Genomic DNA, 15,950 nt, shown 5'->3' on the forward strand with positions numbered 1-15,950 from the left:
GGGTGCGTGTGGCGATTTATTCGCCTTTATCTCTCAACATCTAAACGCATAATAAAGGAAAGCATGATGAGATTTAACTCCGCAAACAGGCTCGGCAGTCTATTGATACTGCTGGTCTTATTGTCCTCGTTTACCGCCGCCGACAAGGCGCAGGCCCAGTATGTCCACACCGACGGAACCCAGATTGTGGACGGTGACGGCAATCCCATTCATCTGAACGGTATCAACCTCGGCAACTGGCTGCTGTGGGAAGGCTACCTGATGATGGGCGACTTCAACTACCGCACCCATACCCAGTTCCTCAATAGCCTCGCCAACACTTTTGGCAGCATGGCACAGGCGAAGGAGTTTGAGCACCAATGGCGGCTCAATTACGTGACCGAGCGGGAGATCGCAGACCTGAAAAGTCTCGGCTTCAACACCGTGCGGGTGCCCTTCCACTACAACCTGTTCTGGGAAAACGGGCAATTGTCGGACCACGGCTTCCAGTACTTCGACCGCCTGATCGACTTCTGCCGCACCCACGACATTTATGTGCTGCTGGATATGCACGCCGCCCCCGGTTACCAGAACCCCGGTGACCACAGCGATAATATCGACTCCAACGCCGGCCAGCCGCGGGATTCGGTGAAATTCTGGGATGGCAACAATGTTCAGATTGCCAGCCAGGTGTGGCGACACATTGCCAACCGCTACAAAAATGAGCCAGTGATCTGGGGTTACGACCTGATCAACGAGCCCGTGCCCCAGGCAGGACGCGAGTACGAGCTGCTGCCATCGCTGATCGCCATGCGCGACGCCATCCGCGAAGTTGATACCAACCACGCGATCATCGCCGGGGGCAGCTGGTGGGGATCGGATATGCAGAAGATCGACTGGACCGATGCCGATACCCAGACCAATACCGGCATCAGCACTCGCTGGGATGACAATCTGGTATACCAGACCCACCACTATGTATTCGGCAATACGGGCTGGATCCCGGACCTGTACCCTCGCGCGGACCGCACCAACAATATGGGCGTTCCAATGATCCTTGGGGAATACGGGGAGGACACAAACGACATCATCCGCCAGCTCACCGATTGGTCCGTCAACAATATCGCCGGCCAATTCCCATGGTCGTTCAAGAAGATGAGCCACGACCGCACCCTGTGGACCATTGCCCCCAACAGCATCTACAGCCAGGTAGTGAACTACATCAATCATGGCGGCACACCGCCGGCCAACGCCTATGCGGGCATGATCGATTTTGCCCAGAACCATATCGGCAACGGCGCGAGCAACGTGAGCTGGCACCAGGGTTTTTACGATGCCATCAAAACTAGTGGTGGCAGCACCCCACCTCCTGCCGGCTGTGATACAGCCAATCCGCAGAGTAGTGAGCGCATCGAAGCAGAGAGCTACTGCGCCATGTCTGGTATCCAAACGGAGGACACCAGCGATAATGGCGGCGGTCAGAATGTCGGTTGGACCGATAGCGGCGACTGGCTCGATTATCGAGTAAACCTGCCCGAAAGTGGTGAATACACACTGACCTACCGCGTTGCCAGCACCGCCAATACCGGGCAATTACGACTACTAGCCGGTGGTACTCAGGTCGCCGACACCAGCCTGCCCAACACCGGTGGCTGGCAGAACTGGCAGTCCGTTTCCACCACCGCGAGCCTGAGCGCTGGCGTCCAGACTCTGCGCCTGCAGGTGGCGGGCCCCGGTTTCAATCTCAACTGGTTTGAGCTGGCAGTGAACGGCGGGGAGGAAGAACCCGTGGACCCCACCCCACCGCCATCTGGCGACATTGCCGATGGCGAATACCAGATCCGCAACCTGGCCAGTGGCCTGTTTCTGGGCGTTGCCAACAATGCCACCAGCAACGGCGGCAATGTGATTCAGGGGGGTAACCAGTCCTGGCAGGTCACCCTGCTCAGCGACGGCAACTACCGGATCGAAAACAGCTACAGCGGACTGGCTCTGGACGTGCAGGATGTGTCCTCCAGCAACGGCGCCAATATCCAACAGTGGGAGTACGGCGGTGGTGACAACCAGCACTGGATCATTGAGCCGGTTTCCGGCAACCAGTTCCGTATCTTGTCCGCCATGAGCGGAAAATCCCTCGATGTTCAGGATGGCTCCACCAGCGCCGGCGGCAATATCCAGCAGTGGACCTATCACGGTAATGACAACCAGCTGTGGCTGTTTGAAAACTAACCAGCCGCTACCAACTCTCTCTTAATCCGCTCTTTTTTGGGCCGCAGGAACCCCTCCCGCGGCCCTTTTTTTCGATATTCTCGCCGACACCCATCCCACCCGAGAAAAACATCTAAGCCATTGATTTTCCGACATTTACGAGACGTTCGAGTAGACGTAGGATAGTCGAACGCCAAAAAAATCCCGTTTTTTGCGTTCGAATAACCGCATCCGGACGCCCACCCCCACGGCATTTGGCAAATTTCCTCCGTCGCCCACATTGGCGACCGAAAACAATAAACATGAGAGGAATACCGATGAAGAGACTGCACAAGCCTCTGGCGCTCTCCATAGCGCTGGTGAACTCCGGCTTCGCCTTTGCTCAAGAAGAGGCGCAACAAGACGCGCCAGAAGAAACTCAGAGTGCGTACGCCACCACCGCCCTGGAAGAAGTGACCGTCACCGCCACCAAGCGCGAAACCAACCTGATGGAAACCCCGATTTCCATTACCGCCTTTAGCCAGGAAAAACTCGACCGCGAGGGACTGACCAACGTCAAGGACATGGCGCAGATGGTGCCGAACATGGAGATTTCCATGGACTCGTCCCAGACTGCCCCGGTGGTTGCCATGCGCGGCGTGCGCTCCACCAACATCACCGAACTGGGCGATCCTTCCGTAGGCCTGCACCTGGACGGAATTTACTCACCCCGCCCCCAGGGCGCCATGGCGTTGATGTTCGACGTGGAGCGGGTGGAAGCCATGCGCGGCCCCCAGGGCACGCTGTTCGGGCGCAACTCCACCGTGGGTAACGTCAACATCATTTCCAAACGCCCGGACTTCAACGAGTTCGATGCGTCTGTCGGCATCGAGGCCGGCCGCTGGAATCACCAGCAGACCCGCGGCATGATCAATATCCCGGTGAGCGAAACCTTCGCCCTGCGCGCCTCCTTTATGCAGGAAACCCGCGACTCCTATCTCGACGGCTATTACGACCCCAACCAGTGGGACGTGCGCTACCTGCCGGAAGAAGTCCAGAACGCTCCGGTCTATACCGGTGCCGACGAAGACCGCAGCCTGCGCCAGCGCGAACGCTGGGGAGATGGTGACGTGCAGGAGCTGGTAAAAGCCGATCCCTCCGACTTCTACAACAATTCCGACCAGTACGCCTTCCGCGTCAGCGCCCTGTGGGAACCCTCCGAGTCCCTGTCGTGGATGCTGGCCTACGAGCAATTCCAGGATAACAGCGCCGGTGGTGCCGACACCCTCAACTGTGACATGGCGGCGAAGCGCATCCGCAAAGACGGCGACGGCAACTATCTCGATGCCGACGGCAATATCTCCGGTGTGCCGGTGCCCGGCCAGCTGGGTTGTGAAAGCGTGTACGGCCCCGGTGCCGATGACTACACCGTGAACGTCAGTGTGCCCGGGTTCCTCGACCTGAGCATCGACTCGGTGCGCTCCAACATGAGCTGGGACGTCTCTGACGAAATCGCCCTGGTGTACAACGCAGGCTGGGCCGAGCAGGTGCGCTCACAACACTCTGACCAGGACCGCGGTATCACCGGCTGGGATATGTCCATCTTCTTCCGCGATGCGACCTTTACCTCCCAGTCCCACGAGATCCAGCTGCAATCCACCGGTTCCGGCCCGCTGCAGTGGATCGCCGGCGCCTTCTATTTTGAAGAAGACAACAACATGCAGGGTGGCTGGATCAACAGTGGCCAGAATGCGGACTACTGGAACCAGCCCAACCGCACCCTCAAGTCCCAGGCCTTTTTCACCCAGGGTACCTACGCGGTCACCGACCAGCTGAACCTGACCTTGGGTGTACGCTACACCGAAGACACCAAGCAGGATGTGGGCGGCCACAACATGACCTGTAACGGTGACACCATCAATCCGCAAACCGGCGAAGCTTGTTTCCCGGCCTGGGACCGCAATGCGTTTAACCAGTTGCCCCCAGACTACTTCTACGATCCGTCCATTTACACCACCGTCAGCGACAACCAGACCAAGGGCAGCTGGGACTTCACCAACTACCGCGTAGGCCTGGACTACATCGTCAACGACGAACTGATGGTGTTCGGCTACGTGGCCAACGGCTTCAAGTCCGGCGGTATAGGCGACGTCTTTGTGCAATACGAGCAGGACCCGCTCACCGCGGAATACGACCTGGATGCTAATGGCGATCGTATCGTCAAGCAGCGTCACCAGAATACCTACGATCCGGAGGTAGTAACGACGTACGAGCTAGGTACCAAGGGCACCTATCTCGATGGCAGCCTGAACCTGATGGCCACCCTCTTCTACAGCGACTATGAGGATATGCAGGCGGCCTCCGCCAAGGGCATCTTCCCCTATTACGTGGAAGAGCGGGATGACCAGAGCGGTGAACTGACTGGCGAAATCACCACCGAAACCCAGACCGTTTTCCAGACCGCCAACATCGGCAGCGCCGCCATCAAAGGCCTGGAGATCGAGTTTGACTGGGCGCCGATCGAGAACGGTCGCTTCGACGGTTACGTGACCTGGCTGGATACCGAAATCACCAGCGATTTTATCTACCACTGGGATTTCGCCGCCACCGACCTGTTCGAAGTGGATCACGGTGCGGCCACCAATCCAGACAACGACGCCATGAAGGTCAACCTGAAAGGCAACGAGCTGGCGGCGTCACCAAAACTCAGTGCCAAGCTGAACTACACCCATACCTTCCGTTTCAACAACGGCTTCGCGATTGTCCCGCACCTCAGCTACTTCTGGCGCGACAAGTCGTACCACACCTTCCAGAACGTGGATAAACACTACGACGCTTTTGCCACGGAAACCCCCGATGCGTTCAGCGATGTGCGCCCGGCATTCCACAGTGTGAACAGCACTCTCAAGCTGGAAGCGCCGGATAACAAATGGAATGTGGAAGCCTTCGTCTACAACCTCACCGACCAGCGAGAAACCTACTGGGCCGGTGGCGGAGATGGCCTGATCAAGGGCCCGGTTTCCATGCCGCGCTTCTACGGCGTACGCGGTAATTACAACTTCTAACCGCGAAAATATCTAAGCGCAAAAAGCGCTAACCCCAAAAGCGATCGTCATCTTCGCTTGTCTCTCTTGCCTCCACCCTACGCGGTGGGGGCCTTTTTCCTACGTCTCCCTTAAAAACGGGAAGTCATCAGGAAGCGTACAAGCGAACCGATGTCGGCACAGCAGTATCCGAGAGACATCCGAGAGACAAAAGTACCAGAGTGAATACCATGAAAAAGCATCCCCTTTATGTCGGCGTTATGGCCGGGCTACTTTCGCTCGCCACCACCCTGCCCTTGCAAGCCGCCAATGAATCCGTGGCGCTAACGGCAGTTGCGCAAAGCCAGCAACAAGACGCCATCGAGTCCCAAATTCAACAGCTGCTCACGCAGATGTCCACCCAGGAAAAAATCGGCCAGCTGGCCCTGCGGGACTGGGGCACCTTTGGCTCCGCTGATATGAAGGTCATCAAACAGGCGGTGCGCGAGGGGCGCGTGGGTGGATTCCTGAACGTCAATTTCAGTTCCGTCGACCAAAACGCATTTGAGGAGCTGCAACGCATCGCCGTGGAAGAAAGCCCGCTGGGCGTTCCGCTGCTGTTTGGTCAGGACGTCATCCACGGTTACGAAACCATCTTCCCGATCCCACTGGGCCAGGCCGCCAGCTGGAACCCGCAGCTGATCAAAGACGGTGCACGTGTCGCCGCCCAGGAAGCCAGTGCCGACGGTATCCGCTGGACTTTCGCCCCCATGATCGACATCAGCCGCGACCCGCGCTGGGGCCGTATCGCCGAAACCCTGGGTGAAGACCCCTACCTGACCTCTACCTTGGGCGTGGCAATGGTCGAAGGTTTCCAGAGCGACAATCTCGCCGACCCCACCAGCCTCGCCGCCTGCGGCAAACACTTTGCCGGCTACGGTGCTGCCGAGGGCGGTCGCGATTACAACAGTGCCTATATTCCCGAGCGCCTGCTGCGCGATATCTACCTGCCGCCGTTCAAGGCCAGTATCGACGCGGGCATGCAGAGCATCATGAGCACCTACAGCACCCTGAACGATGTGCCCGGTACCGGTAGCCCTTTCCTGTTCAAACAGATACTGCGCGACGAATGGGGCTTTGACGGCTTTGTGGTGAGCGACTGGAACGCGGTGATGGAGATGGTGCCCCACGGCTTCGCCCGCGATGCCAAACACGCGGCCACCCTCGCCGCCAACGCCGGTATCGATATGGAGATGCACACCGATACCTACGAGAAGTTCCTGCCGCAGCTGATGGATGAAGGGAAATTCTCGGAAGCCCAACTCGATACAGCGGTAGCCAATATCCTACGAGTCAAGCTGCGCCTGGACCTGTGGAACCACCCCTACCCCCGCGCCACATCCAAAGCGGAGCGCGACCAGATCATCCGCAATGACCAATTCCTGAACACCGCCAAAGCCGCCGCCAAGGAAACTTTCGTACTGCTCAAGAATGACAACCAGGTACTGCCGCTGAAGAAAGGGCAGAGTGTCGCGGTGATCGGCCCCCTGGCGGATGCCGCCCACGACCAGCTGGGCACCTGGATCTATAACGGTGACAAGAAGTACTCCCACACCCTCCTGCCAGCCCTGCGCGACATGGTGGGTGACGATGGTGAAATCCTGTTTGCCGCTGGCCTCGACTACAGCCGCGACATCAGCACACGCGGATTCAGGGCCGCGCTCAAAGCCGCGAAGAAAGCCGATGTGATTCTATTTGTGGGCGGCGAAGAGGCGATCCTCTCCGGCGAAGGCCACAGCCGTGGCGACATCCGCCTGCCCGGTGCCCAGGCCGAGCTGGTGGCGGAACTGGCGAAAACCGGTAAACCCCTGGCGATGGTGTTGATGGCGGGCCGCCCGCTGCAACTGGATCAAACCCTGCAACAGGCCGACGCGATCATGATGGCCTGGCACCCGGGCACCATGGCGGGGCCGGCACTGGCAGACATTCTCTACGGCGAAACCTCACCGTCCGGCCGCCTTCCGCTGTCGTGGCCGGTGGGCGCGGGGCAGATTCCGATTTACTACAACCACCTGGCCACCGGTCGACCGGCAACGGACGATAACTACACCCGTATCGACAGGATAGGCCGCGAGGTTTTCCAGCACCAGCCGGGCAACTCCTCCAACCAGCTGGACTACGGACACAAACCGCAATTCCCGTTCGGCTACGGACTTACCTACAGTACCTTCGAATACAGCGACCTAGTGCTCAGCAGTCTAGAGCTGGACGGTGACGGCCAGCTCACCATTTCCGCCACCCTCACCAATACTGGCAAGGTCTCCGCCACAGAAACCGCGCAGCTGTATGTGCGCGATCTGGTGGGCAGCGTGTCGCGGCCGGTGCGTGAACTGAAAGGCTTTGAGCGCATCACCCTCGCCCCCGGCGAATCCCGTGAAGTGGACTTCACCCTGAAGGCCAGCCAGTTGGCGTTCCACAACGCACAGATGCAGCCGGTGATCGAACCGGGGGAGTTCCGCGTGTGGATCGCGCCGGATGCGGAATCCGGCCTCGAAGGCGGCTTTACCCTGCGCTGACCGAAACACCAAAAAAACATAAAACAATAATTCCGGCATTCGCAGTGTCACTCCGCGGGGCTCGCGGGGTGGCGCTGCCAAGGAGAGAAAACCATGCGAATGCGTTCAACCGCTGCGCCGCTGGCGCGCGCCCACCGATTACTGTTGCCGATATTTGCCGCAGTGTTTACGACACTGTTTCTCACTGCCTGCGGCAGCAGTGACAGCGACACTCCCATTCCAGAACCTGAGCCCCAGCCCGAACCGCAACCAGAACCGCAACCCCAACCGGAACCCGAGCCCCCCAGCTTTACCCGCCTGCAAACCGAGGGTACCCGCTGGATCAATGCCGACGGCGAGCAGGTACTGTTGAAGGGCGTCAACCTCGGCAACTGGTTACTACAGGAGTTCTGGATGATGGGCCAGAGTTCGGAGGCAGTGAACGATCAGTGTACGCTCGAAGGCATCTTCGATAGCCGTTTCGGTTTCGCCGAACGCGAGCGCCTTATGGACCTGTTCCGGGATAACTGGATTGGCGAGCGGGACTGGGACCTGATCGAGTCTTTTGGCTTCAATGTGGTACGCCTGCCATTTATCTGGAACCTGATCGAGGACGAACAGAACCCCATGCACCTGCGCGACGATGCCTGGCAGTACCTCGACAGTGCCATCGCACAGGCGGAAGCCCGCGGCATCTACGTGATCCTCGACCTGCACGGCGCAGTGGGCGCCCAGGGCTGGGAGCACCACAGCGGCTGTGCCGGGAAAAACCTCTACTGGGACACCCCCGAATACCAGGCACGGACCGAGTGGTTGTGGCAGCAGGTCGCCAGTCGCTACGCCGATCGCCCTGCGGTTGCCGGCTACGGCGTATTAAATGAACCCTGGGGAACCACGCCGGAAAATCTCGCAACAGAAGCCAGCGAACTCTACGATGCCATTCGCGAAGTCGACGACACCACCATCGTCATTCTTCCGGGCCACTCCGCCGGACTCGACGCCTACCCCAAACCCGCCGATGCCGGACAGACCAATGTGGCCTTTGAAATGCACTTCTATCCCGGTATTTTCGGCTGGGGCGAAATCGGCTACCCGGTAAACCGCGACTGGCTGACCTGCGGTGAAGACGGCAGCGGCGGTGTCTGCGCGTGGGACGAAAAACTCCGACAGCTGGACGCTCCCTTCCTGATTGGCGAATTCCAGCCCTGGACCGGCCTCGGCCCGGAACTCGGCGCCCAGATCACCCGTGCCACCTACGACACCTATGCCAGCTTTGGCTGGGCCTCCACCGCCTGGTCCTACAAACTGATCACCAATCAGGGGGGCGAGGGCAATGGCACCTGGGGCCTGGTCACCAATGAGCAGGGACTCGGCCTGCTGGCAAAAGCGGACACCTGGGCCTGCCCCGGCTGGGACAGCGCCCTGGAAAGTGCCTGCGGCAGTGCACGCAGCAACTTCACTCCGGATCGCGCCGGCGCGCAGACCTATTTTCTGGTGGTGAAATTCGGCAGCTGCTGCGACGGTGCGCTGGATGTCAGTATCGACAGCCTCAGTATTGTCGACACGGAGACCGGTAATGAACTGCTCGCCAATGGCAGCTTCGGCAGCGAAAGCGGCTGGACAAGCTGGTACCAGAGCGCGCCGCCGACCCTGAACTTCGACGCCACCGATACCGCCCTTACCCCCACCGGCAGCGATGGGCCGGTACTGCACATGAGCGGCGCGGCGGACGTCAATGGCGGCATCTACCAGCCGGTTACCCTCGAGTCTGGCAGGAATTACCAATTCTCCGGGGTGTTCAAGGACAACGGCAGCACCAATGCCTGGGCCGAAATCTATCTGGTAGAGAGCCAACCGGTGGATGGTACCGATGTACTGGCGGAGGGACCTTTTGCCTCGCTGGACTTCAACAGCGCCCCCAAGGAAGAGATTGAGGCCCTGTTCCGGGCTTTTGGTAGCGTCCCCTATGACATCCACGAGACCGCCAGGGAAGCATTGACCGCGGAATCCAGCCCAAACCTCTTCGACCTGCCTGCGGCACCGACGCAGCTGATTCTGGCGGAGACCACAGCGGGCACTGAACTCAGCTGGAGCGCCAGTGACACCGCGGACATTGATGGCTACAACATCTACCGCTCCACCACATCGGGCAGCGGATATACGCAGATTGCAGGCCCCGTTGCCGGTACCACCTATACCGATGGAAGTGCCGCAGTGACCTTTTACTACCGGGTGACCGCGGTGCGCGGATATGCCGAGAGCTACCCGGGCAACGAGGTGGCAACCGCCGTGGTGGCCCAGAACCTACCCGGACGTATCGAGGCGGAAACCTTCAGCGCCATGTCCGGCATCCAGCTGGAAAACTGCACCGATAACGGAGGCGGTCTTAATGTCGCCTGGCTGGACCCGGGTGACTGGCTGGAATACCGAGTCTCCTCCCCCACCGCGAGCACCTATACCATCCACTATCGATTGGCGAGCAGTGGTGGCAGCAACGGCTTCAGTCTGTCGGTGGATGGCGGCGACATTGCACATTCGGTGGCGGTACCGGACACCGGGGACTGGCAGGCCTGGACCACCGTGGAGGCCACGGTGGAGTTACCGGCCGGTGAATCAGTGTTGCGGCTGGATGCCACAGACGGCGGCTGGAATCTGAACTGGCTGGAGGCCGCCAAAGTCCCCTGAAAGTGGTGACTGTCCCACTTCATTCCGGAAAAAGTGACAAAGTGGATCAATTGGGGCGTCCGATTTTAAGTTTTATCGCAAAGTAGGACGCTTTTCGCCGGTAGACACGTCAACATAGCGACTCCCCCAAACGGGAGCCTATAAAAATACAACAAGGCAAGTGGGTACCCTGTTGCCCGCGAGTCTAAGTAAAGTAACAACAATAAAAATGCAGGTAACCACCCATGCAAGCGATTGAGAACTCCATCGACGGACTCCAGGGCAGTGCCCAAAGCCGTCAAGACGCCCCTCCACTTCCCTTTATCGTGCTGATCTGTGGTGTCGCCACCATTGGCGGCTTCCTGTTCGGTTTTGACAGCGGTGTGATCAACGGCACCGTCACCGGGCTACAGCAGGCGTTTAACTCCAACACCGCCGGTACCGGATTCAACGTGGCCTCCATGTTGCTTGGTTGTGCCGTGGGTGCCTTCTTTGCCGGACGCCTGGCGGACCTTTGGGGGCGCAAAACCCTGCTGCTGATCTCCGCCGTATTGTTTGTGATCAGTGCCTGGGGCTCAGGTATCGCCAGCAGTTCGCCGGAGTTCGTGTTTTATCGCATTCTGGGCGGCCTCGCGGTGGGTGCGGCCAGCGTGATGTCACCTGCGTATATCAGTGAGATTGCCCCGGCGGCGATTCGTGGGCGTCTGATCACCATCAACCAGATCGCGATCATTTCTGGCCTTTTCACTGCTTTTGTCAGCAATTACTGGCTGGCCAATACCGCCGGCTCCGCAGTGAATGAGTGGTGGATGGGCTACAGCGCCTGGCGCTGGATGTTCTGGATCGAAATCGCTCCGGCCACCCTGTTCTTCCTCGCCCTGCTGCTGATTCCGGAGAGCCCCCGCTATCTGGTGCTATCCAAACAGACTTCCCGCGCCACCGAAGTACTGCGCAAGCTGTACGGTGAAGCGGCGGTCGAAGAGAAGCTGAAAAGTATCCGCGAATCTGTGGCCGGCGATCACCGTCCGCGCATGTCGGACCTGCTGGAAAGCGCGGGCCAGCGCGTGGGCAAAGTGCGCAAGATCGTATGGGTCGGCATCGGCCTGGCGGTATTCCAGCAGTTGGTCGGCATCAACGTAGTGTTCTATTACGGCGCGGTGCTGTGGCAGGCGGTGGGCTTCTCCGAGTCCGATGCCCTGCTGATCAACATCATCTCTGGTGGCGTGAGCATTGCGGCCTGCCTGATCACCATGGCTTTGATCGACAAGATCGGCCGCAAACCGTTGCTGCTGGTAGGCTCCATCGGTATGGCGGTGACTCTCGGCCTGGTGGCCTTTGCCTTCGCCAACTCCTCCGTGGTGGACGGCAAACTGCAACTGTCCCAAAGCATGGGCATGCTGGCACTGATCGCCGCTAACGCTTACGTCTTCTTCTTCAACGGTTCCTGGGGCCCAGCCATGTGGACCATGCTCGGTGAAATGTTCCCCAACCAGATCCGCGGCTCAGGCCTTGCGGTCTCCGGCCTGGCCCAGTGGGTAGCCAACTTCGGCATCACCATGACCTTCCCGATCATGTTGACCAGTATCGGCCTGGCGGGCGCCTACGGCATTTACACCCTGTTCGCCCTGTTGTCTGTCGCTTTTGTGCTCTACATGGTCCACGAGACCAAGGGCCTCGAACTGGAACAAATGAAAGGCTAAACGAAAGGCTAAACGGGGCCGTTTCCGGCACATTGTGCGTCTTATCAACGGAGAAGTGAGCCTGCACTCCCAGCTGGCTCACCACCCCAGGCCTGACCGGGCGCTCCCGCCTTCACCCTTTAGCGGGGCGCCCGGCTTTTTTACACGCATTCCCTCAGCCAGATTCAGCTTCACCCCCGGAGTCACCATGATTCAGAAGACCCGTCGCGCCCGCTGTCACTCCAGCCCTATTTTCAACACCCATATCTTCAACTACCGCTCTGCCAAACGCCTTGCCGGCTCCATTGCCATCGCGGTCGGTCTCAGCGCGTGTGGCGACGCAGGACAGCAAGTATCGAACGTCACAGCAGCTTCCTCTCCGGAACCCAGCGCTGCAAACACCGAAGCAAATTTTTCCCTGGATAACTGGCCCGCGCTCAAACCCGCCTTGCCCCGGGATGAAAAGCTCGAAGCCCGTATCGCCGGCCTTCTTGGGAAGATGACCCTGGAAGAAAAAGTCGGGCAGATGATGCAGGCGGAGATCAAGTCGATAACGCCGGAAGAAGTGAAGCAATACCACATCGGTTCTATCCTCAACGGCGGCGGCACCTTCCCCAACAACGACAAGTTCGCCACCCCGGACGACTGGCGCCAGCTGGCGGACGACTACTTTGCCGCATCCATGGACACCAGTGACGGCGGCGTGGCCATCCCGATTATCTGGGGATCCGACGCAGTACACGGTCATAACAATGTGATCGGCGCGACCCTCTTCCCCCACAACATTGGCCTCGGTGCTGCCCGCGACCCGGAGCTGATTCGCCGCATCGGCGAAGCCACGGCCCGCGAAGTCGCTGTCACCGGTGTGGACTGGACCTTCGCCCCCACCATTGCAGTAGTGCGCGACGACCGCTGGGGCCGCACCTTTGAAAGCTATTCCGAAGATCCGGAAATCGTCGCCGCCTACGCCCGGGAAATGATCAAGGGTATCCAGGGCGATAAATCTTCCGACGAATTCCTCGATGGCCGCCATCTGGTATCCGCCGCCAAACACTTTGTTGGCGACGGCGGCACTACCCGCGGTATCGATCGTGGCGACACCCAGGTAAGCGAAAAAGAACTGGCGGAAATCCACGCCGCCGGCTACATCACCGCGCTGGAATCCGGTGTGCAATCGGTGATGGCCTCCTTCAACAGCTGGAATGGCAAGCGCCTGCACGGCCATCAATACCTGCTCACAGAGGTACTGAAAAATCGCCTGGGCTTTGACGGCTTCGTAGTGGGCGACTGGAACGGCCACCGCTTTGTGGACGGCTGCACCGTGGACAGCTGTGCCGCGGCAGTTAACGCCGGCCTGGATATGTTTATGATCACCGCCGAGTGGAAAGCGCTGATTAAAAACACCATCGCCCAGGTAAACAGTGGCGAAATTCCCATGAGCCGTATCGACGATGCGGTGAGCCGCATCCTGCGGGTCAAAATCCGCGCGGGGCTGTTTGAGCGCGACCGCCCGCTGGCAGGCAAGAACGGTATTCTCGGCAGTACCGAGCACCGCGCCATTGCCCGCGAAGCGGTGCGCAAATCCCTGGTGCTGCTGAAAAACAACGACCAGCTGCTGCCGGTAGACGCACGCAAAAACATTCTGGTGGCCGGTAACGGCGCCGACAGCATTTCCAAGCAAAGCGGCGGCTGGACCATTTCCTGGCAGGGCACCGGCAATACTGCCGAAGATTTCCCGGGCGCCACTTCCATCTACACCGGTATCCAACAGGCGGTGGACGCCGCCGGCGGCAAGGTGGTGCTGAGTGAAAACGGCAAGCTGGATGCCCGTGCATTCGATGGCAAAAAGCCCGATGTGGCCATCGTGGTCTTCGGCGAAGATCCCTACGCGGAGTGGCACGGCGACCTGGCCAGTATCGAATTCCAGCTCGGCAGTAAGGAAGACCTGGAACTGCTGCAGAAACTCAAGGCGCAGAATATTCCGGTGGTCAGCGTATTCCTGTCCGGCCGCCCGCTGTGGGTGAATAAAGAACTGAACCTGTCCGACGCCTTCGTCGCTGCCTGGCTGCCTGGTTCGGAAGGCGCCGGAGTTGCGGATGTGCTGCTCACCGATGGTGATGGCAACCAACGTTATGACTTTACCGGCCGCCTCTCCTTCAGCTGGCCGGAGCTGGTGCACCAGACGGTCATCAACCGCGGCGATGAAAACGATGAAGATAATGCACCGCTGTTTACCTACGGCTTCGGTCTGGATTATTCAAGCGACGTACAGCTGGCCAATACGCTGAACGAAGACGGCGAATCCTACGTAGACGGCAAGCTGGAAGATGCCTGGCTGATGGTCTCTCGCCCACAGGCGCCATGGAAGCTGTTCATTGCCGATGGCGAACAGCAACCGGTCTGGGTGAACGGCAATATGGCCCGCAGTGCCGACGACAATATTACCGTGGCTTCCATCGATATGCTGTCCCAGGAAGACGCCCGCGCACTGAACTGGAAAGGCCTGCGCGCCGGCAGTGTGGTATTGCAGACGCAAAAGCCCCAGGACCTCAGCCGTTACCTGAATGAAGGCGCCGCACTGACCATGGATATTCGCGTTGATCAGGCACCGCAGGCGCCGGTGTTCGCGCAGATTTCCTGCGAAGGAAAAAATTGCCGCGGCGCCCTGCCCCTGCAACCCACACTGGAAGCCCTGCCTCTGGGCGACTGGTCACAAGTGTCCATTGACCTGCGCTGCTTCGCCGACGCCGGTGCCGATTTTTCCAACGTCTCCCAGGGCCTGTCGTTGCACAGTGAGGGCAAACTGGCGATGGCCGTGGCCAATATCAAGTTTGTTCCTGGCGCGGGCGACCAGGCCCAGATTCGCTGCGGGAGCTGAGGCGTGATAGTCAAGAGAGGGGTTACCAGAATCGCCGCCATTCTGGGGGCATCCATGCTACTGGCAACGTCTGCCAGCGCGGCGGAAGACGCCCCTATCCAGCTGGCAAAGGATTCCCTGAAGCTGGCACTGGACCCACACTACGGCGGCCGCATTACCGAACTCTGGTACGGCGACCGCGACCTGCTGGCAGTACCGGAGCCGGGCGAAAACAGCTTCGGCTCGACCTTCTGGCTAAGCCCGCAGACCCTGTGGGACTGGCCGCCAATCCCGGAGCACGACACCGCGCCCTATGCCGTGTCCGCAAAAACAGCGGATTCCGCCACGCTCAGCAGCGCCCTCGGCCACGGCGCCCGGGTGAGCAAAACCGTAACCCTGGACAACGGCCACAGCGCCCGCGTGCACTACCGAATTGATGCCGACAAAGACTTTCCGGAAATAGCGGCCTGGGAAATCACCCGCGTCCCAAACCGTGGTCTGGCCTTTGCCCCGGTGACCACTGACAGCGTGAAAACTGTACGCGGCAAGGTCGCCTACGAACTGAATCGTGACACCCTGTGGCTGGCGCTGGAAGACAAAGCACCCCTTGTCGAAGGCAAGGTCATTGCCAATGGTACCGAGGGCTGGCTTGCCTACGCGGTGGACCGCCTGCTGTATCTGAAGATTTATCCCAGGGTCGCGATGGCCGATATGGCCACCGGCGAGGGAGATATCGAGCTGTACCTCAGTGGTGAGCTGCCTTTTCTAGAGCTGGAAGTACAGAGTGCCGCGCAATCACTGAGGTCAGGCGAGGCGCTCAACTGGTCCGTAATGTGGCGTTTGGCCCCGATCCCCGAGACGGTAGCGATACACAGCGGCTCCCGTTCACTGATGCAGTTTGCCCGTGACCAGGTGCAACTGGCCGAGCGTCGATTACCCAGCACCCCAGTATCCAGCACCCCAGTGAATTCCCCGGCGCCAAATCCGTAATTCGCCCGAATACAGT

At 59.6% G+C, this 15,950-nt stretch carries 7 protein-coding genes; all 7 read left to right on the forward strand.

Annotation, left to right across the window (positions count from 1 at the left end; all coding sequences use genetic code 11):
- The first annotated feature begins 66 nt into the window (after positions 1-66).
- The 7 genes from GRX76_RS15030 to GRX76_RS15060 all read left to right on the forward strand — a co-directional run bounded on the left by GRX76_RS15030 (position 67) and on the right by GRX76_RS15060 (position 15,934).
- Entirely contained in the window at positions 67-2,208 is a 2,142-nt protein-coding gene (locus tag GRX76_RS15030; RefSeq protein ID WP_236250391.1) for a carbohydrate-binding protein, read from the forward strand.
- 296 nt (positions 2,209-2,504) lie between these two features.
- Positions 2,505-5,231, forward strand: a complete 2,727-nt coding sequence (locus GRX76_RS15035; RefSeq protein WP_160154059.1) for a TonB-dependent receptor — start codon at positions 2,505-2,507, stop codon at positions 5,229-5,231.
- 209 nt (positions 5,232-5,440) lie between these two features.
- Positions 5,441-7,765, forward strand: coding sequence for a glycoside hydrolase family 3 N-terminal domain-containing protein (locus tag GRX76_RS15040; RefSeq protein ID WP_236250392.1), 2,325 nt, complete (start codon positions 5,441-5,443; stop codon positions 7,763-7,765).
- 93 nt (positions 7,766-7,858) lie between these two features.
- Complete coding sequence (locus tag GRX76_RS15045; protein WP_201276834.1) at positions 7,859-10,429, forward strand: cellulase family glycosylhydrolase; 2,571 nt, start codon at positions 7,859-7,861, stop codon at positions 10,427-10,429.
- Between the two features lie 224 nt (positions 10,430-10,653).
- Entirely contained in the window at positions 10,654-12,108 is a 1,455-nt protein-coding gene (locus GRX76_RS15050; protein ID WP_160154060.1) for a sugar porter family MFS transporter, read from the forward strand.
- 187 nt (positions 12,109-12,295) lie between these two features.
- The gene (locus GRX76_RS15055; protein ID WP_160154061.1) at positions 12,296-14,965 is read left to right on the forward strand and encodes an exo 1,3/1,4-beta-D-glucan glucohydrolase; all 2,670 of its coding nucleotides are present in this window, start codon (positions 12,296-12,298) and stop codon (positions 14,963-14,965) included.
- Positions 14,966-14,968: 3 nt separating this feature from the next.
- A complete protein-coding gene (locus tag GRX76_RS15060; protein WP_160154062.1) occupies positions 14,969-15,934 on the forward strand; it encodes a DUF4380 domain-containing protein in 966 nt (321 codons plus the stop codon).
- The last annotated feature ends 16 nt before the right edge of the window (positions 15,935-15,950 follow it).

It is taken from the genome of Microbulbifer sp. ALW1, assembly GCF_009903625.1.
Taxonomy (GTDB): domain Bacteria; phylum Pseudomonadota; class Gammaproteobacteria; order Pseudomonadales; family Cellvibrionaceae; genus Microbulbifer.